Origin of the sequence: Sphingopyxis sp., assembly GCF_035998965.1 — a bacterium.
GTDB lineage: Bacteria > Pseudomonadota > Alphaproteobacteria > Sphingomonadales > Sphingomonadaceae > Sphingopyxis.
Map to the genome: position 1 here is coordinate 20256 of NZ_DASYHE010000037.1, position 26370 is coordinate 46625.

26 protein-coding genes are annotated in these 26370 nt (G+C 64.8%); 14 read left to right on the plus strand and 12 right to left on the minus strand.

Annotated features, from left to right (window positions below):
- Window positions 1-34 precede the first annotated feature (34 nt).
- From argC to VGN68_RS05215, 3 genes are all read right to left on the minus strand, one after another.
- Window positions 35-961 (minus strand): N-acetyl-gamma-glutamyl-phosphate reductase, encoded by a 927-nt coding sequence (gene argC, locus VGN68_RS05205; RefSeq protein WP_327474557.1) that lies wholly within the window; start codon window positions 959-961, stop codon window positions 35-37.
- Between the two features lie 3 nt (window positions 962-964).
- Window positions 965-1909 (minus strand): C40 family peptidase, encoded by a 945-nt coding sequence (locus VGN68_RS05210; protein ID WP_327474559.1) that lies wholly within the window; start codon window positions 1907-1909, stop codon window positions 965-967.
- Window positions 1910-1994: 85 nt separating this feature from the next.
- Window positions 1995-3398, minus strand: a complete 1404-nt coding sequence (locus VGN68_RS05215) for a leucyl aminopeptidase family protein (RefSeq protein WP_327474560.1) — start codon at window positions 3396-3398, stop codon at window positions 1995-1997.
- A gap of 55 nt (window positions 3399-3453) precedes the next feature.
- On the opposite strand from VGN68_RS05215, the gene VGN68_RS05220 reads away from it, so the two are divergent.
- Window positions 3454-4287, plus strand: a complete 834-nt coding sequence (locus VGN68_RS05220) for a DUF4163 domain-containing protein (RefSeq protein WP_327474562.1) — start codon at window positions 3454-3456, stop codon at window positions 4285-4287.
- 17 nt (window positions 4288-4304) lie between these two features.
- Window positions 4305-5240, plus strand: coding sequence for an SDR family oxidoreductase (locus tag VGN68_RS05225; protein ID WP_327474564.1), 936 nt, complete (start codon window positions 4305-4307; stop codon window positions 5238-5240).
- 6 nt (window positions 5241-5246) lie between these two features.
- Here VGN68_RS05225 and VGN68_RS05230 read toward each other — a convergent pair whose 3' ends face one another.
- The gene (locus VGN68_RS05230; RefSeq protein ID WP_327474566.1) at window positions 5247-6785 is read right to left on the minus strand and encodes an NAD(P)/FAD-dependent oxidoreductase; all 1539 of its coding nucleotides are present in this window, start codon (window positions 6783-6785) and stop codon (window positions 5247-5249) included.
- Between the two features lie 167 nt (window positions 6786-6952).
- Between VGN68_RS05230 and VGN68_RS05235 the strand changes: the two genes are divergently transcribed.
- On the plus strand, window positions 6953-7393 hold the full coding sequence (locus tag VGN68_RS05235; RefSeq protein WP_327474568.1) for an NUDIX hydrolase: 441 nt from the start codon (window positions 6953-6955) through the stop codon (window positions 7391-7393).
- Between the two features lie 2 nt (window positions 7394-7395).
- Here the strand turns inward: VGN68_RS05235 and VGN68_RS05240 are convergent, their stop codons facing one another.
- The 3 genes from VGN68_RS05240 to VGN68_RS05250 all read right to left on the minus strand — a co-directional run bounded on the left by VGN68_RS05240 (window position 7396) and on the right by VGN68_RS05250 (window position 11191).
- Window positions 7396-8877, minus strand: coding sequence for a DUF4403 family protein (locus VGN68_RS05240; protein WP_327474570.1), 1482 nt, complete (start codon window positions 8875-8877; stop codon window positions 7396-7398).
- Between the two features lie 69 nt (window positions 8878-8946).
- Window positions 8947-10317, minus strand: coding sequence for a 30S ribosomal protein S12 methylthiotransferase RimO (gene rimO, locus VGN68_RS05245; protein ID WP_327474572.1), 1371 nt, complete (start codon window positions 10315-10317; stop codon window positions 8947-8949).
- A 166-nt stretch (window positions 10318-10483) separates the two neighbouring features.
- Window positions 10484-11191 carry an alpha/beta hydrolase gene (locus VGN68_RS05250; RefSeq protein ID WP_327474574.1) on the minus strand — a complete coding sequence of 236 codons (708 nt, stop codon included), beginning with the start codon at window positions 11189-11191 and terminating at the stop codon, window positions 10484-10486.
- A 69-nt stretch (window positions 11192-11260) separates the two neighbouring features.
- Here VGN68_RS05250 and VGN68_RS05255 point away from each other — a divergent pair, with 69 nt between their 5' ends.
- A complete protein-coding gene (locus tag VGN68_RS05255; protein WP_327474576.1) occupies window positions 11261-11590 on the plus strand; it encodes a DUF423 domain-containing protein in 330 nt (109 codons plus the stop codon).
- On the opposite strand, the gene VGN68_RS05260 is transcribed toward VGN68_RS05255, so the two are convergent.
- The 3 genes from VGN68_RS05260 to serS all read right to left on the minus strand — a co-directional run bounded on the left by VGN68_RS05260 (window position 11587) and on the right by serS (window position 14835).
- On the minus strand, window positions 11587-12654 hold the full coding sequence (locus tag VGN68_RS05260; protein WP_327474578.1) for a potassium channel family protein: 1068 nt from the start codon (window positions 12652-12654) through the stop codon (window positions 11587-11589). The genes VGN68_RS05255 and VGN68_RS05260 overlap by 4 nt on opposite strands.
- A 33-nt stretch (window positions 12655-12687) precedes the next feature.
- Entirely contained in the window at window positions 12688-13458 is a 771-nt protein-coding gene (gene surE, locus VGN68_RS05265) for a 5'/3'-nucleotidase SurE (protein WP_327474580.1), read from the minus strand.
- A 96-nt stretch (window positions 13459-13554) separates the two neighbouring features.
- Window positions 13555-14835 (minus strand): serine--tRNA ligase, encoded by a 1281-nt coding sequence (serS, locus tag VGN68_RS05270; protein WP_327474582.1) that lies wholly within the window; start codon window positions 14833-14835, stop codon window positions 13555-13557.
- Window positions 14836-15155: 320 nt separating this feature from the next.
- On the opposite strand from serS, the gene VGN68_RS05275 reads away from it, so the two are divergent.
- The 3 genes from VGN68_RS05275 to VGN68_RS05285 all read left to right on the plus strand — a co-directional run bounded on the left by VGN68_RS05275 (window position 15156) and on the right by VGN68_RS05285 (window position 17742).
- Window positions 15156-16070 carry a hypothetical protein gene (locus VGN68_RS05275; protein ID WP_327474584.1) on the plus strand — a complete coding sequence of 305 codons (915 nt, stop codon included), beginning with the start codon at window positions 15156-15158 and terminating at the stop codon, window positions 16068-16070.
- A 715-nt stretch (window positions 16071-16785) separates the two neighbouring features.
- On the plus strand, window positions 16786-17247 hold the full coding sequence (gene dksA, locus VGN68_RS05280; RefSeq protein ID WP_327474586.1) for an RNA polymerase-binding protein DksA: 462 nt from the start codon (window positions 16786-16788) through the stop codon (window positions 17245-17247).
- Window positions 17248-17352: 105 nt separating this feature from the next.
- Window positions 17353-17742 (plus strand): PilZ domain-containing protein, encoded by a 390-nt coding sequence (locus VGN68_RS05285; RefSeq protein ID WP_327474588.1) that lies wholly within the window; start codon window positions 17353-17355, stop codon window positions 17740-17742.
- Between the two features lie 49 nt (window positions 17743-17791).
- Here VGN68_RS05285 and VGN68_RS05290 read toward each other — a convergent pair whose 3' ends face one another.
- Window positions 17792-17950, minus strand: coding sequence for a DUF465 domain-containing protein (locus tag VGN68_RS05290; RefSeq protein WP_293703544.1), 159 nt, complete (start codon window positions 17948-17950; stop codon window positions 17792-17794).
- Window positions 17951-18075: 125 nt separating this feature from the next.
- Between VGN68_RS05290 and VGN68_RS05295 the strand changes: the two genes are divergently transcribed.
- Both VGN68_RS05295 and VGN68_RS05300 read left to right on the plus strand, forming a co-directional pair.
- Complete coding sequence (locus VGN68_RS05295; RefSeq protein WP_327474593.1) at window positions 18076-18273, plus strand: YdcH family protein; 198 nt, start codon at window positions 18076-18078, stop codon at window positions 18271-18273.
- A gap of 32 nt (window positions 18274-18305) precedes the next feature.
- Window positions 18306-18821 (plus strand): DUF1465 family protein, encoded by a 516-nt coding sequence (locus VGN68_RS05300; RefSeq protein WP_327474595.1) that lies wholly within the window; start codon window positions 18306-18308, stop codon window positions 18819-18821.
- A 251-nt stretch (window positions 18822-19072) separates the two neighbouring features.
- Here the strand turns inward: VGN68_RS05300 and VGN68_RS05305 are convergent, their stop codons facing one another.
- Window positions 19073-20152 (minus strand): DUF2332 domain-containing protein, encoded by a 1080-nt coding sequence (locus VGN68_RS05305; RefSeq protein WP_327474597.1) that lies wholly within the window; start codon window positions 20150-20152, stop codon window positions 19073-19075.
- A gap of 38 nt (window positions 20153-20190) precedes the next feature.
- Here VGN68_RS05305 and hisG point away from each other — a divergent pair, with 38 nt between their 5' ends.
- The 5 genes from hisG (at window position 20191) to VGN68_RS05330 (ending at window position 26113) form a co-directional block, all read left to right on the plus strand.
- A complete protein-coding gene (hisG, locus tag VGN68_RS05310; protein WP_327474599.1) occupies window positions 20191-20847 on the plus strand; it encodes an ATP phosphoribosyltransferase in 657 nt (218 codons plus the stop codon).
- On the plus strand, window positions 20834-22138 hold the full coding sequence (gene hisD, locus VGN68_RS05315) for a histidinol dehydrogenase (protein WP_327474601.1): 1305 nt from the start codon (window positions 20834-20836) through the stop codon (window positions 22136-22138). Before hisG ends, hisD begins: the two co-directional genes overlap by 14 nt.
- A 111-nt stretch (window positions 22139-22249) precedes the next feature.
- Window positions 22250-22696, plus strand: coding sequence for a transcription antitermination factor NusB (gene nusB / locus VGN68_RS05320; protein ID WP_327474603.1), 447 nt, complete (start codon window positions 22250-22252; stop codon window positions 22694-22696).
- Between the two features lie 187 nt (window positions 22697-22883).
- On the plus strand, window positions 22884-23813 hold the full coding sequence (gene thiL / locus VGN68_RS05325) for a thiamine-phosphate kinase (RefSeq protein WP_327474605.1): 930 nt from the start codon (window positions 22884-22886) through the stop codon (window positions 23811-23813).
- Window positions 23814-23992: 179 nt separating this feature from the next.
- Window positions 23993-26113 carry a sodium-translocating pyrophosphatase gene (locus VGN68_RS05330; protein ID WP_414713010.1) on the plus strand — a complete coding sequence of 707 codons (2121 nt, stop codon included), beginning with the start codon at window positions 23993-23995 and terminating at the stop codon, window positions 26111-26113.
- Window positions 26114-26370 lie beyond the last annotated feature (257 nt).

Sequence of the window (26370 nt, forward strand, 5' to 3'; positions counted from 1 at the left end):
CTTCCTCAGCTTCGCCGGGATGACGAGTTGGGGGTTATAGTCGCAATCCCGCCGTTTCGGGCAATCCCGCCATGATGTTGAGATTCTGCACACACGCACCGCTCGCGCCCTTGCCCAAATTGTCGAGCCGCGCGATCAGGCGCGCCTGACTGGCGTCGGCGTTCCCGAACACGAACAGTTCGATCCGGTCGTCCCCCGCGTCCGAGGCGCGGAGCAGCATTTCGCCGTCCGTCGGCGCCTCGCCCATCACCACGACCGGGCTGGCGGCATAAAAATCGGCGAGCGCGGCGCGCAGCGCATCTGGCGAGCCAGCATGGGGCATCGCCGCCAGCGGCAGCTGGACATCGACGACCATACCGCGATGCGCGGGGATGACCGACGGCGAGAACAGCGGTGAGATCGACAGACCGCAATGCGCTTGCATCTCCGGCACATGCTTGTGACCTAGGCCCAAGCTATAGCCGCGCCAAGCAATGTCGCGGTCCTGCTCGAAGCGCTCGATCAACGCCTTGCCGCCGCCCGAATAGCCGCTGACGGCGTTGCAGGCATAGGGCCAGTCGGCGGGGAGCAGCCCGGCGCGGACCAGCGGCGCGATCAGTGCGATGAAGCCGGTCGAATAGCAGCCGGGGTTGCTGACCCGCGCAGCGTTGGCAACGGCGTCATGCCCGCTGACCTCGGGAAAGCCATAGACCCAGCCGGGCGCGACGCGGTGCGCGGTCGACGCGTCGATGACGCGGGTGCGGTCATTGCCGATCATCGCCACCGCGTCGCGCGCGGCATCGTCGGGCAGGCAGAGGATGACGAAATCGGCGTCGTTTAGCGCCTCGCGCCGCGCGCCAGCATCCTTGCGCCGCGCGTCGTCGAGCGTCAGCAGCGAAAACTCGCTCCGCCCCGCCAACCGCTCGGCAATTTCCAGGCCCGTCGTTCCCGCCGCGCCGTCGATGAAGACCGTTTGTGTCATGATTTATCGCAGTCGTTTATATCTGCTCACCGGCGGATTATGATCCTTGGCGGCCGAACGCGCGATGACGTCGGCCAGCGGTTCTGTTTTCACTGCCATCCATCGTCGGCTGGCGTGGATGATGTTTTCGCCGTCCGCCATGATCCCGACATGGCCGGGGAAGAACACCAGATCGCCGCGTGCGAGCGCCGCCGGGTCGACATCTTTGTCCGCGCCCAAAGCTGCCAGCTGTAAATCGCTGTCGCGCGGCAACTGCACCCCGGCAGCGGCCCAGCTCAGCTGGACTAGCCCCGAACAGTCGATGCCCTTCGACGTGCGGCCGCCCCACAAATAGGGGGTGCCCATCAGTTCCTCGGCGCGTCCGGCGGGGTCGGCATCTTCGCTGCCGACCTCGACCAGTGCGGCGAGCGGCAGATACCCATGCGCGGTGGCGAGCCACTCGCCCTCGACCTCGCCCATCACCAGCGCGCCGCGCGGCAGGACGGCGGGGCCGCCGCTTGCGGCATCGGGCGCGTTATGCAGGATCGCTTCGATCATCTCGACGCGGTGCGTCGGCGCAATCGGTGCGGCGAGCGCATCGGCGGACAAATAGCCGACATAATGGTCGGCGAGGCAATATCCCCATGCCCAGCCACCGGTCAGGTCGAGTAACGCAAATCCCTCGCCGAACAGCAGTTCGCTCGTTTGCTCGGCGTCGAGCGATGGCGATCCGCGCAGCACCGCGGCGGGCAACACACCGCTGCGCATCATCGGCGCGGCATAATGGGGAGCAAAATGCTGACCAGCCACGGCAATATCGGCCAGATCGGGGCGGATGGCGACGATGCGCGGATCATAGCCCTGCGACGTACCGGTCAGGCCAAAGCGGTCGCGGCCCGCGCCGACGGCGCCGGGGCGGCCCATGCGGACGCGGTTGGCCGCTATATTGTCGCCGCTTTGAGCTGTCACCTGTCGTCCCGTAAATAGCTGGTCCGCGCCTCCGGCGGACAATTGCGCGCCATTAGACCAGCCGGCCCCGCTTTATCAAGAATGTTCAGGCCTTGCCGCGCCGGTCGTATCGCGTCTGCAACATCGCCCATGCGGCGCGCAACCCCAGCGCGGCGCCGCCTTTCGGCCGGCCGGGTTTTGCCGACGGGCGCCAGGCAAAGGTGTCGAGATGCGCCCACGCCACGCCTTCCGGCACAAAGCGTTTGAGGAACAGGGCCGCGGTGATCGCCCCGGCAAAGGGCGAACTGCCTGCGTTGCCCAGATCGGCGATGTCCGTTTCAAGCAGATCGGCATAGCCGTCCCACAGCGGCATCCGCCACAGCGGATCATCGCGGTCGGTCCCCGCGGCGAGCATCGCGTCCGCCAGCGCATCGTCATTGGCGAACAGCGGCGGCAGGTCGGGGCCGAGCGCGACGCGCGCGGCACCGGTCAGCGTCGCGAAATCGAGTATCAGTTCCGGCTTGGCTTCGCCCGCCTTCGCCAGCGCATCGCCCAGCACAAGCCGACCCTCCGCGTCGGTGTTGCCGATCTCGACCGTCAGCCCGAGGCGGCTTTTCAGCACGTCGCCGGGACGAATCGCATCCGCCGAAATCGCATTTTCCGCCGCCGCGACCAGACAGTGTAGTCGCACGGGCAGGCCGCTCGCCATCACCAGTTCGGCAAGCGCCAGCACATGTGCGGCGCCGCCCATGTCTTTCTTCATCAGGCGCATCCCCGACGCGGGTTTGATGTCGAGCCCGCCGCTGTCGAAGCTGATACCCTTGCCGACCAGCGCGACGCGCGGGTCGCTATCCTTGCCCCATTCGATCTCGATCAGGCGCGGGGCGTGATGCTTGGCCGCGGCGCGTCCGACGGCGTGGATCATCGGATAACCCTGTTCCAGTGCTTCGCCCTTGGTGACCGTCAGCTTGCCGCCATGCGCCTTGGCGATCCGTTCGGCCGCCTTCTCGATTGCCGCCGGCCCCATGTCGGCGGCGGGGGTGTTGACCATGTCGCGGACGAGCGCGGTCGCGCGCACCTCTGCCACCATCGGCGCGATCGCGCCGACATCGGTGGTCAGCAGCACGCGCGGCCCCTTGGTCTCGACCTTCGATCGGTAAGCATCGAACCGATATTGCGCGCTCATCCAACCGAACAAGGCTTTGCCCGGCTGCTGCCCTTCGAGCCGATAGCGTCCGGCGGGCAGGATCTGCCCCAGCTTGGCGAGACACCACGCCGACAGGCTGTCGACTTTGGCGACGGTGGTTACGACGGCCCATTTGTCCGGGTCGTCACCCGGCAGGATTGCGTGGACATAGGCGTCGGGCTTGAACCCCACCGCGACAAGGTGCGCACGCTCGCGGGCGCTGCGGCCCTTCAGCCATTCGTCATAGCCCTTTTTATCGACGAGGTGGATCGGGCGGGCGTCCTGCCCCTTGTCGGGCTGGATCAGGTCGGAATAGTCGGTCATGCGGATCGTGCTAGGCCGCCGGGGATATTTTGTCGATTCCCGGCGTTATGCTGGCATGACAACTGAAACACGGCCTCGCATCATCCTGCTGCTGCTGACCAGCGCCGCGCTCCTTTCCGGCTGCGGCGAAGATGCGCCCACGCCCGCCGAGAAGGCTGCCGCCGCTGCGGTCCCCGGAGCACCGCCTAGCAGCGTCGCCGAAGCGAACGCGAAAAACGCCGCGGCATCGAACGTCAAGGAGAGCAATGACGTTTTCGACTTCGCTTATGCCTATCCGCGCGAGGCGGCGACGATCCCGGACCTGGCCGCGTGGCTCGATAACGACCGCGGGACAAGGCGCGACGCGCTGATCGCCGCAGCCCGGCGCGACAAGGCCGCAGCAGAGAAGGCGGGGTTTCCTTATCGCACGCATAGCCATCTCCAGACCTGGGAGCGGGTCACGAACACGCCGCGCTTCCTGAGCCTGTCGGCAGAAATCCAGACCTACACCGGCGGCGCGCACGGGATGACCAGCTTTGCCACACTGCTCTGGGACCGCAACCGGGCGAAGCTGCTTCAGCCGCTCGACCTGTTCACCAGCGGCGATGCGTTTGACGCCGCGATCCGCGAGCCGTTCTGTGCCGGGATCAAGCGCGCCAAGGCAGCGAAGGGCATCGTTGCGGAAGAAGCACCCGACAGCCCCTTCGGCGAATGCCCGCCCGCATCGGCGCAGACGGTATGGCTCGGCTCGTCGGACGGTCGCCATCTTGACCGCATGACCATCGCCATCGCCCCCTACGAGATCGGCCCGTTTGCCGAGGGCAGCTACAAGATCAATGTCCCGGTGACCGCGGCGCTGGTTGGCGCGGTGAAGCCGGAATTCAAACGCGACTTCCTCCCCATCAATTGAGATCGAAGGACAAACACATGGCAAAACAGTCGAAAGCCGGGAAGGTCGGCGAGAGCCCGAAAGAGCAGAAGGGAAAAGCAAAGGCCGCGACGAAGCTGCGCCGTGAAGTTGGGCGAGGCAAGACGATCTCCAAGCCGCTGTCCGATCGCGAGGCCGAGCTCGACCGCGCGCCCAAATGGCAGCCGCGCTATCCGGGGTCGGGGCGGCTCGACGGCAAAGTGGCGATTGTCACCGGCGGTGACAGCGGCATCGGGCGCGCGGTTTGTGCGCTGTTCGCGCGCGAGGGCGCCGATGTCGCGATCGTTTATCTGAGCAACAAGCAGGATGCCGAGGCTACCGTGGCGATCGTCGAAGGCGAGGGCCGCCGCGCGATCGCGATCAAGGCCGATGTCGGCAAGGAAAAATCGGGCGAAAAGATCGTCGCGCAAACGGTCGCCAAGCTCGGCCGCCTCGACATCCTCGTCAACAACGCCGGGGAGCAGCACCCCGCCGAGGACATTCGCGACATCAGCCCCGACCAGTTGCAACGCACCTTTGCCACCAACATCTTCGGGATGTTCTATCTGGTGCAGGCTGCGCTGCCGCATCTTGGCAAAGGCGCGGCGATCGTCAATTGCACCAGCGTTACCATGTACCAGGGATCGGGCGGGTTGCTCGACTATAGCGCAACCAAGGGTGCGATCACCGCCTTCACCCGCTCGCTCAGCGAAAATCTGGTCGGGAAGGGAATTCGCGTGAATGCCGTGGCACCGGGGCCGATCTGGACCCCGCTCAATCCGCGCGGTGGCGCCCCTGCGGACAAGGTTGCGACCTTCGGCGAGGATACCCCGATGAAGCGGCCGGGTGAACCGAATGAAGTCGCGCCCTGCTTACTGTTTCTGGCCTGCGATGACAGCAGTTACATGTCCGGGCAGGTGCTGCATCCCAATGGCGGGATGATCGTCAACGGTTAGGGGCCGCTATTCGGCGGCCTCCAGTTCGGCAGGTGCCGCTGCCACGGCCCGCGCATTGCCGAACGTCAGCACGCCATCGTCGATCGCGCCGGTCTTCATGTCGATGCGGTCCTGGATGTAATTCTGGTTGAGCCGCCACGGCAGCTTGTCGGCGTTTTTCGGCATGATGTGCAGCGACCGCTGGATATAGCCCGACGAGAAGTCGAAGATATTCTCTTCGGTCAGCGTCGCCGGGTCGGCGAGTGCGGGGGTCGCGACGGTCGTGCCGGTTGCCTGCATGTGGTTGAGTACGCGGCAGACATATTCGGCGACGATGTCGGCGCGTAGCGTCCAGCTGGCGTTGAGGTAACCGAACACCGCCGAGAAATTGGGGACGTTCGAGAACATGCACGCCTTGTAGTAAAAATGTTCGCTCCAGTCGACGAGCGCGCCATCGACGCGCACCGGAATCTTGCCTGCGACCGCCAGTTTAAGGCCCGTCGCAGTGACGATGATGTCGGCGTCGAGATGCTGGCCCGACTTGAGCTGGATGCCGGTGGCGTCAAAGCGTTCGATATGGTCGGTGACCACCGACGCCTTGTCGGCCTTCATCGCATTGAAGAAATCGGCGTCGGGAACCAGGCACAGCCGCTGGTCCCACGGGTTGTATGGCGGGGTGAAGCTCTTGGCGTCATAGCGGTCGCCGAGCGCGTCCTTGATCTTGCCGGAGAGGAACTCCTTGACCTTCTCGGGCTTTTCGCGCGCGCGGCGAAAGCCGATGTCCTGCAGCTTCACATTTTTAAAGCGGGTGATGCGGTAAGCGAGCTTTTCGGGCAGGACTTTCCGCAAGAAATTGGCCAGCGCGTCCTTCGCCGGGCGGATGAAAAACCACGTCGGGGTGCGTTGCAGCATCGTCACATGCGCGGCTTTGTCCGCCATCGACGGGACGATTGTTACTGCGGTCGCGCCTGATCCGATCACCACGACCTTCTTGCCCGCATAGTCGAGATTTTCGGGCCAGAATTGCGGATGGATGATCTGCCCCTGAAAATCCTCGCGGCCGGTGAAATTGGCGTCGAACGGCTCGTCATAATCATAATAGCCCGCGCCGAGGTAGAGCCAGCGCGCGGTGGTGGTCGACGTGCCGCCCGCGGCATCCTCCAGCGTCACCGTCCAGCGCGCAGTGCTGCTGTCCCAGTCGGCCCCGACAACCTTGCGGTCGAACCGGATGCGCTCGCGGATATGGCGCTCATCGACGATGCGGTTGAGATATTCGAGGATCGCGGGGCCGTCGGCGATCGTCTTTTCATGCTTCCACGGTTCGAACACGAACCCCAGCGTGTGCATGTCGCTGTCCGATCGGATGCCGGGATAACGGAACAGATCCCATGTACCGCCCAGATTGGCGCGGCGCTCGACCAGCCCAAAGCTTCGGTCAGGGCTATATTGCTGAAGGTGGACGGCCATGCCGATGCCCGAAATTCCGGCGCCGACGATCAGCACATCCTGATCGACCGGTGCAGCCTTCGTGTCTGCGGGGCGTTCCATCGTCGCCGTGCCTGCCATGATCCTGTCTCCCGACTATGTTTGGATGTAGCTTACGCACCACGTTTCATTTTGCAATCGAATTGACGTTTACGGAAAGCAGCGCGGCTTGACGCCACACCATCGCGCTGCCAATGCAATAAAAATGACATAAAAATGTCATGAATTATCAGGATCGAATGAATAGCATGGCACGAAAAAAACGCGATAGTTTGCAACAGATTGCCGTGCTGCCTTACCGTTTCCGCGATGATGGCGATGCCAGTTCGATCGATGTCCTGCTGATTACATCGCGCGAAACCGGTCGCTGGGTCATTCCCAAGGGCAATATCGACAGCGGCCAGACCCCGCACGGCGCCGCGGTGTCCGAAGCATTGGAGGAGGCCGGGGTCCGCGGGCGGACCGAGGATCGCGTGATCGGCCATTACCGCTATCATAAATATCGTACCCGCGACCATTGGGACATTGCCGACGTCGCCGTTTTCGCGATGGAGGTGACCCATGAATTGGGCGACTGGAAAGAGAAAACCGAACGCAAGCGCAAATGGTTTCCCCGCGCCAAGGCCGCCGACCGCGTGAGCGAGAAACAGCTGAAAGCATTGATCCTCGAATATCGCGGCGAGCGATAGATTTATCGGCGGGACGGCCGGTAATCGACGCTCGCGCCGCCGACCATCCGCACCGGCAGATAGAGGCCGTTGCCATAAGCCTTGATCTGACCAATCTCGAAGCCATTGACCCGTGTGCGGATGACGAAGGCGCCCTCGCGCCGCTGATCGACCGCGCGTTTGATCTTGCCTTGCAGTTCACCCAGGTCGCGCGCGAAATTCTGGGTCAACGCATCGGCGATCAGCGGGGCAAAGCCGGGGCTCTGGCCGAGCGTGATCAGCAGGTCGCCGCCGACTCCGTCGGTATCGCCGTTGATCGACAAATTTGTGAAATGCACCTCGGCCGAACCGGGCTTGTTGTTGGGAACCGCGGTCATCCAGATGCGGCCGTGGGTTGGCTCGCCGCTGCGGTCGGCCAGTCGCATGGCGACATCGACGCCCAAAGCGATGCGCCCGTCGGGCGCGCCATAGATGGTCGACTTGCCGAATTTGACCGTCATCGGCCCAACCTTTGGCAACACGAACGGCCGCGCCGACCGTTTCAGCAGCGCGCGATCGACGACAGGCTGAAGCTGGGCATAGTCGGCGAGCACCGGCACCCGCACGTCGAGCAACGGTTTGGGCGCTTCGCGAACCATGCGCGGTAACGGCGTCGGCGTCGGATCGGTGGGCCGACCCGACACAAAGGTCTCGGTGATCGCTTCGAGCCCGAGGTTCAGCCGCATCTGCTGCCCCTCCATCCGGTATCCGCCATAGAGGATGCGCTGCGGGGTCACGCGCATCCACACCGGCGGCTTGTCGCGGTTGAGTTCGAGCGCGGTGAAGCTCTGGCGCCACACCTCGGACGCCTGCTGGCGGATGTCGATACGGGCGATCTCGCGGTTCACCTCGCGCTCGACGTCGCGCACAACGGGTTTCAGCTTGGCATCGGCCTCGTCGGTGAAGGTGATGCGCTTGCCCAGAAAGTCGATCCCCGGCGCCCTGGTCCAGCCATAGCTGATCCGCGCCGTGCCGCGAGTGCGCCAGTCGGGCGTGATGTCGATCTTGACCCGCGCATGCGCCATCGCCGCGCCGGTCGCGGTCTCACCCTTCAACACCCCGCCGACGTCACGCGCGGCGATCGTGGCGCTCAGCGGCACATCGACGATGATCTCGTCGCCCGCGCCGCGCAGGCGCAGCGGCCCGCGCGTGACGCGCCCGACGATGGTGCAGGCGATCGGCGGTGTGACTTTCACCTCCTTGCCGAAGACCTTGACCTGCTGCGGCTTGACGCACGCGCGCTCGCGCCGGTTGATCGTCCACAGCGTCTTCGGCACCGCGCGTTCGAGCGCCTGTTTGAGCGCCGTGGTATCGGCGTTGATCGGCACCGCGATGAGCGATGTCTGCGTCGGCGAGGGCGCCTTGTCGGTGGCGCGCGGTGGCGCTTCGACGGCGACTTGGCGGTCGCAGGCGGTGAGCGCGGCCAACGCCGCTACGGCTACCGCTATAGAGTTGATCGCCCGCATATCTCAGCCCCCGATAGATGTTCCCGTGGTAACACCAATCGGTAAAGGCCGTTCCAACAAATCGACGGTTCAGGCGGCGACTACTCCGAACAAATCATGCTCGTCGGCATCCTCGATCGCGACGTCGACGATATCGCCCGCCTTCAATGTCGCGGCGACATCGCGCAGATAGACATGCCCGTCGATTTCGGGCGCGTCGGCTTGTGAGCGGCCGGTCGCGCCGATGCTGCCATCTTCATCCGCTTCGCCGACTTCGTCGATGATGACCGGCATCGTGCGGCCGATCTTGGCTTCGAGTTTCGCGGCGCTGATCGTGGCGGTCTTTTCCATGATGCGCTGGTAGCGCTCTTCCTTGAGTTCCTCGGGCACCGGATTGTCGAGCGCATTCGCCTGCGCACCCGCAACGGGTTCGAAGCGGAAGGCGCCGACGCGGTCGAGCTGGGCTTCGTCGAGCCAGTCGAGGAGATATTGGAAATCGGCCTCGGTCTCGCCGGGAAAGCCGACGACGAAGCTGGAGCGGATCGCGATGTCGGGAGCGATGGCGCGCCAGTTCTTGAGGCGTTCGAGCACCTTCGCTTCGTTCGCGGGGCGCTTCATGCGCTTGAGCACGCTTGGGCTGGCGTGCTGGAAGGGGATATCGAGATATGGTGTGAGCAGCCCCTCGGCCATCAGCGGAATCACCGCGTCGACATGGGGGTAGGGATAGACATAGTGGAGGCGCACCCACGGGGCGCGGCCTTCGCTGGTCTGGAGCTGGCCGAGTTCACGGGCGAGGTCGGTCATATGGGCGCGGACCTCGCGGCCCTTCCACTGGCGCGGGTCGTGGCGGGTGTCGACGCCGTAAGCCGAGGTGTCCTGGCTGATCACCAGCAGCTCCTTGGTCCCCGCGGCAACAAGCTTTTCGGCCTCGCGGAGCACCGCGTCGATGCGGCGGCTGACGAGTTTGCCGCGCAGATCGGGGATGATGCAGAAGGAGCAGCTGTGGTTGCAGCCTTCGGAAATCTTCAGATAGCTGTAGTGCCGCGGGGTGAGTTTCAGCCCGCCTTCGGGGACCAGATCGACGAACGGCCCCTGGGTCGGCGGCGCCGCTTCGTGGACCGCATCGACGACCTGCTCGTACTGATGCGCGCCGGTGACCGCGAGGACGTTCGGAAAACGCGCGCGGATGACGTCGGCTTCATTGCCCATGCAGCCGGTGACGATGACGCGGCCATTTTCGGCCATCGCTTCGCCGATCGCCTCAAGGCTTTCTTCCTTTGCCGAGTCGAGGAAGCCGCAAGTGTTGACGAGCACGACGTCGGCGCCCGCATAATCGGGCGACAGGCCGTAACCGTCGGCGCGCAGCTTGGTGAGAATCCGTTCGCTGTCGACCAATGCCTTGGGGCAGCCGAGCGAAACCATGCCGATCTTCGGCTGGGTGGGGAGGGTTTTGACTGGCATGATTGCGGGCGCGCATAGGGGATTTTTTGGGGTTTGTCACGGGTGCTATGCTTGGGGTGGTCCATGCTTCTCTTCGTCATCCCGGACTTGATCCGGGATCCATCGCGGCGCTGAAGTCATGGACCCCGGAGCAAGTCCGGGGTGACGATAGGGAAAATGGCGCCGACTAGGGCTTCCCGGCCAGCGTATCCGCGACGATCCGCCAGACCTTCGGATTGATCCCCAAACCCAGATGCGTGCTGTCGACTTTGATGTTGCGCGCCTGGTCGTTGTAGATGTCGACCGCGATATCCGGCCCGACGATGCCATCGCGGTCCGAATAGATGACCGTCAGCGGCTGGGTCAGGCCTTTCAGGTTGCGCGCGTGGATGTCGCGTTCGATCGCGTCGAAATCGCGGCCCGCAAAGCGCTGCGCGAGCGCGGTATATTTGGGGCCGCCGATGATCGGGGTGCCCAGGGTGATGATTTCGCGGACGAGTTTCGGATAGGCGCGCGCGGTTTCGCGGGCGATGACGCCGCCGAGGCTCCAGCCGATCAGGGTGAGCGGGGCGCCGTCGGCCTTGACCCATTCGGTGGCCTGCGCCGCGAAGCGTTCGACATCGGCGGCGACGCGGCCTTGGTTGCGGCCCATGCCCCAGTCGCGGACCTGATAGCCCAGGTGGCGCAGATATGCCTCCAAAGGGCGCATCGAGAGTTCGGAGGCGCCGTAACCGGGCAGCAGCGCGACGGGTCGCCCGTCTCCGCGCGGGGCGCCGATCAAGTGATAGCCCGACAGGCCGTAGCGCAGCATATCGAACGGCAGCGTGAGTTCGCCCAGCTGCGCCAGCCGGGTAGGGGGCTTTAACCCTTGGGGCAGCGGAACGTCGCGGGGCATCGCCTTCTCCCTGTCATCGGTTTACAGCTTGGCGGATTGGTGCGGCATTGCAAGCGGATAGGGTGACAGATGAGCATAGGGGTCTTTGCGGAAGTTTCAGCGGCGATTGCGGTGGCGGCGGGGGCGTTTGGCGCGCATGGCGCGGCGGGACAGCAGGAGGCCGAATGGCTGCGCACCGGCGGCATGTATCAGTTGATCCACGCGGTCGCCGCATTGGCGATCATGGGCGTGGCGCGCGGACCGGCGATCATGTTGCTGGTCGGTGCGGCGATTTTTGCCGCCAGCCTCTATGCGATGGCGCTCGGCGCGCCGCGCTGGCTGGGGGCAGTGACGCCTATCGGCGGCGGGTTGCTGATCATCGGGTGGCTGTGGGCGGGTTGGCGTTACTGGCGAGGTTAGCCGCCGGGTACGCTTGCTTCGCACTCTTCGCAGCGGATAACCTCGACGATCAGGTCGCCGACGGCGAGGCTTTGCGCTTCGGGCTCCCAGAAGCCGAAGGGCTTGCCGCTGCGATAGATGCGCAGCCCGCGCCCTTCGCTGGCGAGCTGGTCGATGCTCCGCCCGATTTCTTCCGCGGCGACGGGACGTTCGCGCAATTGGACCCGTCCGCCGATGCTGGCAAGGTCGGCCATATAATCGGCAACATGCGCGCCCTGCGCCGATCCGGCGAGCAGCAGGCCGGTAAAGCTGACCGGGTTGATGACATTGTTCGCGCCTGCCTGGCGCGCCAGCAACTCGTTATCCTGAGCCCGAATGACGACGCTGATCGGCACCTTGGGCGACAGGTGGCGGACGGTCAGCACCATCAGGATCGACGTGTCGTCGCGCCCCGCCGATACCAGCACCGATTGCGCCCGCGCGATATGGACGTCGATCAACGTGTCGTCGTTCGACGCGTCGCCCTGCAGCACGTTGCAGCCCATCGCCTCGGCCTCGGCAATGCGCGACGCCGATTGGTCGATGACCACGATGCACGCCGGATCGGTGCCGCGCGCGATCAATTCCTTCACCGCCTCGCTGCCGCTGACGCCGAAGCCAAGGACGACGATATGATCGGTGAGCTTTGCCTGGATGCGGGCCATGCGCCATTTTTCCCATGTGCGTTTGAGGACGAAATTATAGGCGGTGCCGACAAAGATAAAGAGCACCGCGATGCGGATCGGGGTGACGATCACCGCTTCGATCAGGCGCGAACGGTCGGACACCGGATGAATGTCGCCGAACCCTGTCGTCGTCACCGAAATCATCGTGAAGTAAACGACGTCGAGAAAGCTGATGTGGCCGTCGTGGTTGTCCTTCAGCCCCGCCCGGTCGATCCAATGCACCAGCACGACGATGCCGATCAGAAAAAAGGCGAGGCTGAGCCGCGCGAGGACGTCGGCCCACACCGGCCATTTGCTCGCGCGTTTGAGCGGCTGGAAGCGGTGGTGCAGCTTCAGTTTGGTGGAGGGCTTGCGGCTCATGGTGGTGCTTGTGCCAAAGCCGATGGGCGAAGGCTAGCCCGCCGAATGATAAGCCCCACGCAGCGCCGCCAGCGACGCGTCATGCGTCAGATCGAGTTGGAGCGGGGTGACCGAGATATAGCGGTCGTCGATCGCCTCCAGGTCGCTGTCGTGGCCGGGGCTATGTTCGATGCCGTGCAGCCCGAACCAGTAATAGCGGTAACCGCGCGGGTCGGTGCCCTCGACGATCGAGCCGCGGCCATAATCGTGGAAACCCTGCCGCGTGACGCGGATACCGCGGACTTCGGCGGCGGCGATCGCAGGGAAGTTGATGTTGATCAGCGTGCGCGGCGCCATGTCCATCGCGAGCAGCGGGCGCAGCACTTTTGCGCCCCATACTTCGGCGGGCTCGAAGGGGACGGTGTCGCCCATGCCTTCCTTGGCATAAACCTGGCTGAGCGCAATCGAGCGAATGCCCGCCAGCGCGCCCTCGATCGCCGCCGATACGGTGCCTGAGTAAGTCACGTCATCGCCCAGATTGGCGCCGCGGTTGACGCCCGACAGGATCAGGTCGGGCTTTTCCGGCATCAGCTTGCTGATCGCCATCATCACCGAATCGGTCGGGGTCCCGCTGCACGACCAGCGCTGCGGGCCATGGTCGCGAATGCGCACCGGGCGCGACAGGGTGAGCGAGTGACCGGCGCCCGACTGTTCCTCGGCCGGCGCGCACACCCAGATGTCGTCGCTGAGCTGGCGCGCGATGGCTTCGAGAATGGCAAGGCCGGGGGCGTAATAGCCGTCGTCGTTGGTGAGGAGGATGCGCACGTTTATGGTCTCTCTTTCTTCGTCACCCCGGACTTGATCCGTGGTCCATGACACCGCCGCCGCATGGGCCCCGGATCAAGCCCGGGGTGACGCGTATTATCTGGTGGGCGTCAGTTTCGTGATCCCGCCCATATAAGGCAGCAGCACATCGGGAACGATGACACTGCTATCCGCCTGCTGATAATTCTCTAGCACCGCCACCAGCGTGCGGCCCACGGCCAACCCCGACCCGTTCAGCGTGTGGACAAACTCATTGCCCTTCGCGCCCTCGCGCCGGAAACGCGTGTTCATGCGCCGCGCCTGGAAATCGCCACAGTTCGAGCAGCTCGAAATTTCCCGGTAGCTATTCTGTCCGGGCAGCCACACCTCAAGGTCATAGGTCTTGCGCGCCGCAAAGCCCATGTCGCCGGCGCAGAGCAGCATCTTACGATAGGGCAGCTCCAGCGCTTCCAGAATCGTTTCGGCGGCGCGGGTTTTGCGTTCGAGTTCGGCATCGCTGTCTTCGGGGCGGACAATCGAGACGAGCTCGACCTTCCAGAACTGGTGCTGGCGGATATAGCCGCGCGTGTCGCGCCCCGCCGATCCGGCTTCGGAGCGGAAGCAGGGGGTCAGCGCGGTCATGCGGATCGGCAGGTCGGCCTCGGGCAAAATCTCTTCGCGCACCGCGTTGGTCAGGCTCATTTCCGAGGTCGAGATCAGCCAGCGGCCGTCGGTGGTCTGGAACAGATCCTCGCGGAATTTGGGCAGCTGCGTCGTGCCGAACGCCGCCTCGTCGCGCACCATCAGCGGGGTGGCGCATTCGGTGTAGCCCGCCTCGATCGTCTGCTTGTCGATCATGAATTGCCCAAGCGCACGTTCGAGCCGCGCCATCTGGCCGCGCAGGAACGCAAAGCGCGCGCCCGACATCTTGGCCGCGGTCTCGAAATCGAGGCCGAGCGCGGGCGCGAAGTCGGCGTGCTCCTGCGGTGGGAAGTCGAAGCTGCGCGGGGTGCCCCAGCGCGCAATTTCGACATTGCCGTCCTCGTCTTCGCCGTCGGTGACATCGGCGGAGGGCAAATTGGGGAGCGCGGCGAGCCTGTCGTGCAGCGCGGCCAGCTGTTCGCGCTCGGCATCTTCTTTCGCGGGTAGCGACGTCTTGAGTTCGGCAACCTCGGCCTTCAGCGCCTCGGCCTTGTCCTTGTCGCCGCTGGCCATCGCCTGGCCGATAAGCTTCGAAGCTTCGTTGCGGCGCGCCAGCGAGGCCTGAATTTCGGTCTGCAGCGCGCGCACCGATGCGTCGGCGGCCAGAATGGCGGCGGACAGGGGTTCGAGGCCGCGGCGCGCGAGGCCGACGTCGAAGGCTTGCGGGTCATCCCGGATCAGGCGGATATCGTGCATGGGCGCGCTATGGCGTTGCCGGGCAAGCGGTGCAAGCCTGTCCTTTTGTGATCCTCCCTGTGGCGAAGCCACGGGGAGGGGGACCGCCGCCGCAGGCGGTGGTGGAGGGGCGGCGACGGTGGACCAACGCCCCTCCGTCAGCCCTGCGGGCTGCCACCTCCCCATCGCTGCGCGACAGGGAGGATTTTCGTTCGGCAGCGCGGCGCAAGCCCGATGCGCGCATGAAAAAAGGGCCGCCCCGAAAGGCGGCCCTTCAGTGTGGCGGTCTGGGTAAAAGCCCCCCCGACCTCCAGTGGATAGGTTACGCGGCGTCGGCGTCCTTGTCGTTGCGGTTCGCGGCGCGGCGGCGCGCGACGAGCGCTGCAGCAGCGGCGCCGAACAACAGCATCATCGGCGGCGCCGGAACCGGGGTCGGCGGATTGCCCGACGAGCTGCTGGTGCCGCCGGAGCTGGACGACGATGAAGAGGATGACGACGAGCTGCTGCTCGACGATGAGGAGCCGGTGCTGCCGGTCGAACCCCAGCTGCTGCTGCCGCCGGTTGCGCCCGACGAGGTTGCGCCCGACGAAGTGCTGCTCGACGACGACGAGGAGCTGGACGACGAACTGCTGGATCCACCCGAACTACCGGTTGAACCGTTCGAACTGCCCCAGCCCGAGCTCCCATGCGAGCTGCCGTGCGACGAGCCGCCCTTGGACGAGTTCCCGCCGGACGAAGACGAGCTCGAAGAGGACGACGAAGAAGAGGAGCTCGACGACGAACTGCTGCTCGACGACGAGGTGCTGACATTGCCCGACGAGGTCGAGACGTTACCCGATGAGGTGCTGACATTGCCCGAGGACGTCGAAACGCCGCCGGTCGAGGTCGATACACCGCCGGTCGAGGTCGAGACACCGCCCGTCGAGGTCGACACGCCGCCGGTGGAGGTCGAAACCCCGCTCGACGTGCTGACGCTGCCGGTCGAGGTCGACACGCCGCCTGTCGAGGTCGAGGTGCTGACCCCGCCGGTCGACGTTGAGACGCCGCCCGAGGTGCTGCTGCTGGTCGTGCTGAGGCCGCCAGTGGTCGTCGAGGTGACAACCACACTGCCGCCGCCACCGCTGCTGCTGCCGCCGCCAAAGAAACCGCCAAAGAAGCCGCCGCCGAAACCGCCGCCAAAGCCGCCGCCGATCACGGTGACACCGCCGCCGCTGCCGCCGCCTTCAAAACCACCACGCTGCGGGAAGGGCGCGTAAGGGATGGGGGGCAGCGGGATCGTCTGGGTCACCACCTGCGTCTGCGGGGTGGCGGTGCGAATGACGCGCTTGGTCGTCACGACGCGGCGAATGCGCTTCACCGGCTTGCGTGCCGCGTGGCGCTTGCGAACGACCTTTTTGGCCGGTCCCGCGCAAGGCGAACAAGACTGCGCTGCTCGCGCCTTGGGCACGTCGGTGATCTGCATCGCACCAGTGCCGATCAGCGCACCGCCGCAGGTACAGGCGCAAAGCTTGGCGAGGGCCATTCGGACAGACATAGGTTTCTCTTTCTTTCCCGTTGCAGGTGCAAAGCGCCATCCACCGACACCCGTTTCACCTTCGCTATAACCCAAAAGGTCAAAGCTTTGCGAACGCGGCAATTGCGTTAACCGCGTTTGCCTGTCCGACAGCGGGAAAACACGACCGGAATCAACCCAAATGGCGGTTATTGTCCCAAAATAGCACGAAAACTGCAATGATTCTATGCGATTGGTTAATCTTCGGCCCTAAATCGGCTCTGCCCAAGCGGCATTCTGGATCGCAATCGACCGGTTAGAATCGCCCCATGCGGCTCCTCTGTTCAGCGCCGCTTCACGCCCCGTCGCTATCGGCTGTTTCGGCGCTTGTATCGTCGTCAGCGGCTGGTTATAGGCGCGCCACTCCCTGCGCCGCTCGGCGGATCGCAGGGTGACAGGAAAGGACGCGAGAGCCCCTCATGCCGACCAAGATTGCCGACATTGGTGCCGACGCGCTGCGCGCAGCCAAATCAAATCTCGATACGGATTATGTTCCTGGCGAAGACGAAGAGTTTATGAACGAGCGGCAGCAGGAGTATTTCCGCGGCCTGCTGCTCGCCTGGAAAAAATCGATCCTGTCCGAATCCGAATCGACGCTGGCGCATCTGCAGGATGGGCCGCTGCGCGAACCCGATCTCGCGGATCGCGCATCGAGCGAAACCGACTGGGCTATCGAACTCAGAACCCGCGACCGGCAGCGCAAGCTGATCGCCAAGATCGATTCGGCGATCCGCCGCATCGACGAGGGCGAATATGGTTATTGTGCGGTAACTGGAGAGCCGATTTCGCTCGCCCGCCTGCAAGCGCGCCCGATCGCGACTATGACGCTGGAAGCGCAGGAGCGGCATGAGCGGAACGAGCGGATTTCGCGCGAAGATTGATCCACTTTGGGTCGGATATCCGATTTCCCCACCCACAATTTACATTTCGGCAATGGCTGCGCTCTAGATTCGCGTTCTAACGATTAACGCGGAGAACAGGTCGCAATGGAATCGCGCGGGCCAATCACGACGGATGAAGAAGTGGCGGCGCTGTCGCGCGGCGCCGATCGGGACAGCCTGTTCATGCAGGCCAATCTGATCCTGCCGGGTCGCGCCGATCCTATTGTGGTCCGTGTCCGCAACCTCTCACCCGGCGGGATGCTCGCCGAAGCCAAAGTGCGCGTCGAACAGGGCGCGACTGTCGAAGTCGACCTGAAAAATGTGGGTCCGGTGCCGGGCCGCGTCGTATGGGCGGGCGAGGGCAAATTCGGCATCGCGTTCGACCATCAGGTCGATCCGCAGGCGGTGCGTCGTCAGGTGGTATCGCAGTCCGATCTGCCGCCGCATCTGCGGCGCTCCGGCCTCGAACGGGGGCCGTTATACCGCCGACGCTGATGCATCCGATTTAGGGCAGCATCAGCGGGGCGGTAACGACTGGCGATCGTCAGGCGATCGCGAGCATCTCTTCCTTGAGTTTCAGCTTCTGCTTTTTCAGCTGCGCCAGCGCCGCCATGTCGGGCGCCGGACGCCGCTCTTCATTCGCAATTTTCTCGTCGAGGTGCGCGTGGCGCGACTTCAGGGCGGAAAGATGCGATGTGCTCATGGGCCATTCTCCTTTTCGACTCGATTGGCAAGTCGGAGTAAAACACGAATCGGGGCGAATGTCGTCGCGATTCGGTCAGCCGGTCCCCGTTGCGGACCAGTGGTGAACGTGGCAGGGAAGCGGTCGTGAGCCCCGACGAAATCATTCAGCGCCTGGAACTGTTACGCATCGAGCATCGCGACCTCGACGCCGCGATCATTGCGCTCGGTACCGCGTCGGTTCCGGACCAGTTGCAGCTGGCACGGCTCAAGAAACGCAAGCTGCGGCTGCGCGACGAAATCGCATGGTGTGAGGATCAGCTGGTTCCGGACATTATCGCCTGAGTCAAAACGGGACGCCAAGCGACCGCAAATTCATGGTTACCGCCATTGCATTGCGGCACAGTCATGGCATCCATCTGCCTATGGTGGCTCGGCATCCAGACATAGCAATCGCAGCGCCGGTCCACCGCGCGCAGGTCGAAAATCTGTATGTGGAGGCGATGGTGCTCGCCGACGAAGCGCATGCCGCCTTTGCCGCGCAGCGCGATCTGGGCGACATCCGCCGCGACGGACTAATGCAGATCAGCCTCGCATGCGAATCGCTCAAGACCACGACACGGCTGATGCATGTCATCGCCTGGCTGCTCCACCGCCGCGCGATGATGGCGGGCGATCCGGGCGCGGGTCCACACGACAGCGCGGCGCGGATCGGCGAACCGGTGGCGGCTGACTGGGCTGTCTGCGCAGGGTTCGAGACGTCAGTGCGGCGGATCATCGCGGCGAGCGAGCGCCTGTTCGAACGCATCGCGGGGCTGGAGGCGGGCTGGGATGCACCGCAGGCGGCGACGCCGGTGCAGCGGCTGCTGGCGCAACTGGAGGCGCGGCTTTAGACGGGCGGGATGTCTGTTCTGGGGTGCGGGCTGACGGAGCAGATCCTCCCCGGAACGGGGAGGGGGACCAGCGAAGCTGGTGGAGGGGCACCATCGGTTTACCTTGCCGGTGAGACAGCAAGGTTCCCGGAAAAATAGAGTCAATCGTTCCGATGCTGAGGTAACCGCCTGTGCCCCTCCACCACCCTTCGGGTGGTCCCCCTCCCCCTTTGGGGGAGGATCGCCTAGGTCCGCAACCGGTCGTTAGCCCTCTACCCCAACCACTCCACCCACGCGCCATGTGCGTGGGCATGCGCCAGCTTCACCGGATCCCCGCTGCCCGGCCAATATCGAACCACCAGTTCGTGATGATGCACCGTCCGATTGGCTTCGAGTGCGATCCACGCCAGCGGGCGCTTCGCGGTTGCCCGCACACTTGCGGCTTCCATCGCCGCGGTGATCCGCGCCTGCTGCTCGGCGGGGACATATTGCCAGACGACCGAGTGCATCAGGACGCGCGTCGTACCGTCCGCCTGCGGCCGCGCCAGTTCGGCCTCGACGAAATCGGCGGCGTTGGCGTGGATCAGCTGCGGCGGTGCTTCGGTCGCTGCGGCAATCGCTGCCGCCATGCGTTCAAACCGGACATGATGTTCGGGCCAGATATAGGCTTTGAGCCGCAGCGCCTGCGCGGGATCGGTCAGGTCGACCGGCGCGACGTCGCAGCCTTTCAGACCCGCAAATTCGATCGCGTGTTGCGGCGGATGATTGCCGCGCCAGTCTGGGGTGAACGCCATTGCGCCGGCCTGCGGCCCGACATGCACGCCGCCCAGATCATAATGATAGCGGTCGATCATCAGGTTGATCCCGGCGCTCGACCCGATTTCGAGGCAGTTGAAGCGCGGCGGCAATCCCTTGTCGGCGAGCCACAGCATCGCGGCGATGAAGTTCGATGAGCGCCCCGCCTCGTTAGTCTGCGGCGGGCCGTCGAGCCAAGGCAGCAGCGCTGCCTCGTGCCGCGCCACCACCCCGGCGACGATCGCGGCGTCATTGATATCCTCGGCATCGGCGTAAATCGGTGCCAGTTCATGCGCGCTGCCCGCCAGATGCAGCGCGTGGATGCCGCCCGCGGCGCGCAGCGGCAGCGCGTCGGCGAGCGGAGCACCCTTCCAGTCGGCGATACGGCGGGCAAAGCCGCTGGCGGGCTTGTCGAGCAAGGCGTCGAGCGCCGCCACGACGCGCGCGGTCACCGGGGCGCCATTGGCGCGGCAATAGGTGACCTGATTGGCAAAGGCGGTGCGCACCGCCGCGGGTCCGGTTTCGGCCATATCGATCGGCTGATAGCGCTCGCTCATTGCCCTTTGTCCTGTCACCACCTATGTGCGCGACGCTTATGCCCGAACCGATCATCTTTGCCATCCCCAAGGGACGCATCCTCGACGAGGCGCTGCCGTTGCTGGCGCGCGTCGGGATCGAGCCCGCGGCCGATTTCTTCGACAAGAGCAGCCGCGCTTTGGTGTTCGCGACGAACCAGCCGCACATCTCGCTGATCCGCGTCCGCGCGTTCGACGTCGCGACCTTTGTCGCGCATGGTGCGGCGCAGCTTGGCATCGTCGGCTCCGACGTCGTCGACGAGTTCGATTACAGCGAGCTCTATGCGCCGGTCGATCTGGGCATCGGCCATTGCCGTCTGTCGCTGGCCGGCCCCGCCGATGCGCCGCCGCCGGGGATGGGTGAAAGCCACATCCGCGTCGCGACGAAATATCCCGCAACGACACGCCGCTGGTTCGCGGCGCAGGGCATCCAGGCCGAGTGCATCAAGCTGAACGGCGCGATGGAAATTGCCCCGAAGCTGGGGCTGGCCTCGCACATCGTCGATCTGGTTTCGACGGGGCGCACGCTCGTCGAGAATGCGCTCGCCGAGCAGAAAATCATCAGCGACGTGTCGGCGCGGCTGATCGTCAATCGCGCCGCGTTCAAGCTGCGCTCGGCCGAAGTGCCGGCACTGGTCGAGCGGTTCCGTCAGGCGGTGGGCGATGCGGCGGCTTGACGCTTCCGCACCCGGCTTTGCGGCCGAATTCGACGCGCTGGTCAACGATCGGCGCGAGAGCGATTCCGACGTGTCGGCCGACGTCGCGGCGATCATCGCGCGCGTGAAGGCCGAGGGCGACGCGGCGCTCGCCGACTATACCGCGAAATTCGACCGCTTCGATCTGGACGCGAGCGGGTGGAGCATTTCGAAGGCGGAATGCGCGGCCGCTTATGAGGCGCTGGACCCGGACCTCCGCGATGCGCTCAACCTCGCCGCCGACCGTATTCGCGCCTATCACGCTGCGCAACTGCCCGAAGATCGCGACTATCGCGATGTGACGGGTGCGCGGCTTGGCGCGCGCTGGAACGCGGTCGATGCGGCGGGGGTCTATGTTCCCGGTGGGCGGGCCGCCTATCCCTCGTCGGTGCTGATGAACATATTGCCCGCCAAGGTCGCGGGGGTGGGGCGCATCGTGATGATGACCCCGACGCCGGGCGGCGAGACCAATCCGGTCGTCATGGCCGCGGCGCATATTGGCGGCGTGGACGAAATCTGGCGGATCGGCGGCGCGCAGGCTGTGGCCGCGCTCGCTTATGGCACGGACAAGATCGCAGCGGTCGATGTCGTCACCGGCCCCGGCAACGCCTGGGTCGCCGAGGCGAAGCGGCAGGTCTATGGCGTGGTGGGCATCGATATGGTGGCGGGACCAAGCGAGATCGTGGTCGTTGCCGATGCGCAGAACGATCCGCGCGTCATTGCCGCCGACTTGCTCAGCCAGTCCGAGCATGATCCGACGAGCCAGTCGATCCTGTTCACCGACGATGCCGCCTTTGCCGACGCGGTCGCCGCGGCGGTCGATGCGATCATCCCGACTCTGAGCACTGCGACGACGATGCGCCAAAGCTGGGATGCCAATGGCGCTATCATCATCGTGCCGACGCTGGCCGACGCGATTCCGCTCTGCGACCGGCTGGCGCCCGAACATCTCGAGCTCGCGGTCGATGCCGCCGCGGCCGACGCGCTGTTTGCCAAAGTGCGTCATGCCGGTTCGGTCTTCCTCGGTCGCCAGACTCCGGAAGCGATTGGCGACTATGTCGCCGGTCCCAACCACGTCCTCCCGACTGGACGCCGCGCGCGTTTTTCGAGCGGGCTGTCGGTCAGCGATTTCATGAAGCGCACCAGCTTCCTCGCGCTCGACGACGCGAGCCTTGCCGCGATCGGTCCCGCCGCGGTCGCGCTTGCCGGGGCCGAGGGGCTTCCGGCGCATGCGCTGAGCGTCCAGAACAGACTAAAACAGAACGATCTTTGAACCCCTATTGTCGTCATCCCGGCGAAGGCCGGGATCTCAACCTCGCATAACAAGGCACCGGCGAGATCCCGGCCTTCGCCGGGATGACGAATTGAGTTAGAAGCAGAAGTCATGAACAAACGCGCCCAATCCCGCTCCGCCGCCCGCCTCGCCGCCGTCCAGGCGCTCTATCAGCACGAGATGGAGGCGACCCCGGTTGCCAAGCTGATCCATGAATTTCACCAGCACCGCATCGGCGCGACGATCGAGGACGCCGAATACGCCGACGCCGACGTCGCCTTTTTCGACGATATCGTAAAGGGCACGCTGGCGCGCTCCGAAGAGATTGACGCGGCGATCATCACGCGGCTGGCCAGTGGCTGGTCGATGGACCGGCTCGACCGCACGATGAAGGCGATCCTGCGCGCCGGCGCCTATGAACTGATCGCGCGCGGCGACGTGCCGGTCGGCGCGGTGGTCAGCGAATATGTCGATGTCGCGAAAGCGTTTTTCGATGCGCGCGAGGCAGGGTTTGCCAATGGCCTGCTCGATGCGATCGGCAAGGATGTGCGGAAGTAATTGATCCTCCCTGTCGCGTAGCGATGGGGAGGGGGACCGTTCGCGAAGCGAATGGTGGAGGGGCATCGCACGTTGGCGCCATGGCCCCTCCGTCAGCGCTTCGCGCTGCCACCTCCCCATCGCTTTGCGACAGGGAGGATTGAACGGTATCTTTTATACCGCATCGGTATGACCTAAGCTCGCACCCATGTCCGAAGCCGATTTCATCACCCGCCTGCGCGCCATCGCGACCGACCCCGCCGCGCGTGGGCTCGCCGATGATGCGGCGGAGTGGGAAGGCCTTGTCCTCACCCACGACATGATCGTCGAGGGTATCCACTTCTTGCCCGACGACACCCCGCAGGACGTCGCATGGAAACTCGTCGCGGTGAACCTGTCGGATCTCGCCGCCAAGGGCGCGGCGCCGGTCGGGGTGCTTGTCGGTTACAGCTTGGGCGACGATGCATGGGACGCGGCCTTTGTCGAAGGACTTGACCTTGCGCTGCGCCGCTTCGGCGTCATCCTGCTTGGCGGCGATACGGTGCGCGTTCCGGCGGGGGCGCCGCGCAGCTTCGGACTGACCGCGATCGGCCGCGCGCCGCCGGGCGGGGCGCCATCGCGTGGCGGCGCCAGACCGGGTGATCAGCTGTGGGTCACCGGTTCGATCGGTAATGCCGGGCTGGGGCTCGCGATGCGGCTGGGGCAGGAGGAGGCGAACGAAACATGCCTTGCCGCCTATCGCCGCCCGCTGCCGGAGCTGACGTTCGGGCAAGCGGTGGTGCCCCACGTCCATGCGATGATGGATGTGTCTGACGGACTGTTGATCGACGCGCAGCGCATGGCAGAAGCCAGCGGGTGCGAATTCGTGCTGATGTTGGAGGCGGTGCCGCTGTCAGCCGCCTTGCTCGCGGTGCGCCCCGATGTCGTCGATACACGGCTTGCGGCGGCGACCGCGGGCGACGATTATCAGCTGCTGTTTGCTGCCGATCCGGGCGCGGCGGGGGCGATCCGCGAGATCGCGGCGGGATTGCATATCATGGTCACACCGATCGGTCATGCAGGCGTGGGCGCGGGGATCGTCGTGACACATCGCTCGCAGCGCATTGTGCTGCCCGAGCGTCTCGGTTTCACACATTGACGCGAAACCGTTACAAAAGTGCCGAAAAACCGGGCTTGCCCTAGGCTTTCTTTCTTCCCATAACGCGGCGTCCAAATTTAGGGGCGGTCGCATCAGGGGAGAGGGCGAACCGGCAATCATAAGTCGGACGTGCTCGACAGTTCACCTGACTCCGCCCCGCTCATTGGGGAAGGAAATTCATGATTGATCCGGTTATGATCGCGATAGCGTGCGGCCTTATCGCCGTGCTCTATGGCTTCATTACCTCGCGTCAGGTGCTCAGTGCCTCGGCCGGTAATGAAAAGATGCAGGAAATTGCTGGCGCCATTCAGGAAGGCGCCAAGGCCTATCTGGGCCGCCAATATCGCACCATCGCTATCGTCGGCGTTGTTGTCGCCATCCTTGTCGGCCTGTTCCTCGGCGCGATTTCGGCGACGGGCTTTGTCATCGGCGCCGTCCTGTCGGGGGTGGCCGGTTTCGTCGGCATGAACATCTCGGTAAAGGCGAACGTCCGCACCGCGGCAGCGGCGCAGACGGGCCTTCAGGCGGGTCTGACCATGGCGTTCCGCGCCGGTGCGATCACCGGCATGCTGGTGGCGGGGCTCGCCCTGCTCGCGATCTCGGTCTTTTTCTGGTATCTGATCGGCCCCGGCGGGTTCACCGTCGGCGGTGAGGACCGCACTGTTGTCGACGCGCTCGTCGCGCTGGCTTTCGGCGCCTCGCTGATCTCGATCTTCGCGCGTCTCGGCGGCGGTATCTTTACCAAGGCCGCCGACGTCGGCGCCGACCTGGTCGGCAAGGTCGAGGCCGGCATCCCCGAAGACGATCCACGCAATCCCGCGGTGATCGCCGACAACGTCGGTGACAATGTCGGCGACTGCGCCGGTATGGCCGCCGATCTGTTCGAAACCTATGTTGTCACCGTCGGCGCCACCATGGTGCTGATGGCGCTGCTGCTGAAGGGTGCGGGCGACATGCTCGTGCCGTTGATGAGCCTGCCGCTGCTGATGGGCGGCGTCTGCATCATCACCTCGATCATCGGCACCTATTTCGTTCGCCTGGGTGGCGGCACCAACGTCATGGGCGCGATGTACAAGGGCTTCCTCGTCACCGCGGTCCTTTCGGTCCCGGCGATCTGGTTCTCGACCAGCTATATCCTGCAGGGCGACATGACGACCGATGTGGTCGGCACGACCTTCAACGGTATGGACCTGTTCTATTGCTCGCTGCTTGGTCTGGTCATCACCGGGCTGATCATCTGGATCACCGAATATTACACCGGGACCAATTATCGCCCGGTGCGGTCGATCGCGAAAGCATCGGAAACCGGCCACGGCACCAACGTCATTCAGGGACTGGCGATCAGCCTTGAATCGACCGCGCTGCCGACGCTCGTCATCTGTGCGGGCATCATTATCGCCTATATCCTGGCAGGCATCATCGGCATCGCCTTTGCCGCCACCGCCATGCTGGCGCTGGCGGGCATGGTTGTGGCACTCGACGCTTATGGCCCGGTCACCGACAATGCTGGCGGTATTGCCGAAATGGCGGGGCTCGATGAATCGGTGCGTGAAAAGACCGACCTGCTCGACGCCGTGGGTAACACGACCAAGGCGGTGACCAAGGGTTATGCCATCGGTTCGGCGGGTCTTGCGGCGCTGGTGCTGTTCGGCACCTACACCGCTGACATCACCGAATACTCGGCCAAGCTCGGGCTGACCGAACCGCTGACATTCTCGCTGTCGTCGCCTTATGTCATCGTCGGGCTGCTGCTCGGCGCATTGCTGCCGTATCTCTTCGGCGCGATGGGCATGACCGCGGTCGGCCGCGCGGCGGGCGAGGTGGTCAAGGATGTTCGCGACCAGTTCAAGAACAACCCGGGCATCATGACCTATGAATCAAAGCCCGACTATGCACGCACGGTCGATCTGGTGACCAAGGCGGCGATCAAGGAAATGATCATCCCGTCGCTGTTGCCGGTGCTGGCGCCGATCGTCGTCTATTTCGTCATCCTCGCGGTGGCGGGACAGGTCGCGGCGCTCGAAGCGCTCGGCGCGCTCCTGCTCGGCGTGATCGTCGGCGGGCTGTTCGTTGCCATCTCGATGACCTCAGGCGGCGGCGCATGGGACAATGCGAAGAAATATATCGAAGACGGCAACCACGGCGGCAAGGGCAGCGAGGCCCATAAGGCCGCAGTGACCGGCGACACCGTCGGCGATCCGTACAAGGATACCGCGGGTCCGGCGGTCAATCCGATGATCAAGATCACCAACATCGTGGCGATCCTGCTCCTCGCGGCGCTGGCACACGGCGCGGCGTAAGCTGCGCGGCCCTCGCGGGTAAAGAAAGGCCCCGCCGGAGCGATCCGGCGGGGTTTTTCTATGGCAGCTTTGGGGTGGGAAGCGGACGTTGCCGATCCTCCCCGGAACGGGGAGGAGGACCAGCGAAGCTGGTGGAGGGGCACCATCGGTTTGCCTGGCCGGTGCGATAGTGCACCGCCGAACGGTCGCCGTTGAAGCAGTGCTTTTTGTCCGGCGCCACGTAAACCGCCTGTGCCCCTCCACCACCCTTCGGGTGG

Excerpts from the sequence above, each read along its gene's own strand:
- VGN68_RS05330 (WP_414713010.1), top strand. The coding sequence starts at position 23,993 with ATGATTGATCCGGTTATGATCGCGATAGCGTGCGGCCTTATCGCCGTG.
- VGN68_RS05250 (WP_327474574.1), bottom strand. The coding sequence starts at position 11,191 with ATGCCCCGCGACGTTCCGCTGCCCCAAGGGTTAAAGCCCCCTACCCGG.
- VGN68_RS05235 (WP_327474568.1), top strand. The coding sequence starts at position 6,953 with ATGGCACGAAAAAAACGCGATAGTTTGCAACAGATTGCCGTGCTGCCT.
- VGN68_RS05225 (WP_327474564.1), top strand. The coding sequence starts at position 4,305 with ATGGCAAAACAGTCGAAAGCCGGGAAGGTCGGCGAGAGCCCGAAAGAG.
- VGN68_RS05285 (WP_327474588.1), top strand. The coding sequence starts at position 17,353 with ATGGAATCGCGCGGGCCAATCACGACGGATGAAGAAGTGGCGGCGCTG.
- serS (WP_327474582.1), bottom strand. The coding sequence starts at position 14,835 with ATGCACGATATCCGCCTGATCCGGGATGACCCGCAAGCCTTCGACGTC.
- dksA (WP_327474586.1), top strand. The coding sequence starts at position 16,786 with ATGCCGACCAAGATTGCCGACATTGGTGCCGACGCGCTGCGCGCAGCC.
- VGN68_RS05305 (WP_327474597.1), bottom strand. The coding sequence starts at position 20,152 with ATGAGCGAGCGCTATCAGCCGATCGATATGGCCGAAACCGGACCCGCG.
- VGN68_RS05260 (WP_327474578.1), bottom strand. The coding sequence starts at position 12,654 with ATGAGCCGCAAGCCCTCCACCAAACTGAAGCTGCACCACCGCTTCCAG.
- thiL (WP_327474605.1), top strand. The coding sequence starts at position 22,884 with ATGTCCGAAGCCGATTTCATCACCCGCCTGCGCGCCATCGCGACCGAC.
- hisD (WP_327474601.1), top strand. The coding sequence starts at position 20,834 with ATGCGGCGGCTTGACGCTTCCGCACCCGGCTTTGCGGCCGAATTCGAC.
- VGN68_RS05240 (WP_327474570.1), bottom strand. The coding sequence starts at position 8,877 with ATGCGGGCGATCAACTCTATAGCGGTAGCCGTAGCGGCGTTGGCCGCG.
- rimO (WP_327474572.1), bottom strand. The coding sequence starts at position 10,317 with ATGCCAGTCAAAACCCTCCCCACCCAGCCGAAGATCGGCATGGTTTCG.
- VGN68_RS05230 (WP_327474566.1), bottom strand. The coding sequence starts at position 6,785 with ATGGCAGGCACGGCGACGATGGAACGCCCCGCAGACACGAAGGCTGCA.
- VGN68_RS05255 (WP_327474576.1), top strand. The coding sequence starts at position 11,261 with ATGAGCATAGGGGTCTTTGCGGAAGTTTCAGCGGCGATTGCGGTGGCG.
- VGN68_RS05300 (WP_327474595.1), top strand. The coding sequence starts at position 18,306 with ATGGTTACCGCCATTGCATTGCGGCACAGTCATGGCATCCATCTGCCT.
- hisG (WP_327474599.1), top strand. The coding sequence starts at position 20,191 with ATGCCCGAACCGATCATCTTTGCCATCCCCAAGGGACGCATCCTCGAC.
- nusB (WP_327474603.1), top strand. The coding sequence starts at position 22,250 with ATGAACAAACGCGCCCAATCCCGCTCCGCCGCCCGCCTCGCCGCCGTC.
- VGN68_RS05215 (WP_327474560.1), bottom strand. The coding sequence starts at position 3,398 with ATGACCGACTATTCCGACCTGATCCAGCCCGACAAGGGGCAGGACGCC.
- VGN68_RS05220 (WP_327474562.1), top strand. The coding sequence starts at position 3,454 with ATGACAACTGAAACACGGCCTCGCATCATCCTGCTGCTGCTGACCAGC.
- argC (WP_327474557.1), bottom strand. The coding sequence starts at position 961 with ATGACACAAACGGTCTTCATCGACGGCGCGGCGGGAACGACGGGCCTG.
- VGN68_RS05290 (WP_293703544.1), bottom strand. The coding sequence starts at position 17,950 with ATGAGCACATCGCATCTTTCCGCCCTGAAGTCGCGCCACGCGCACCTC.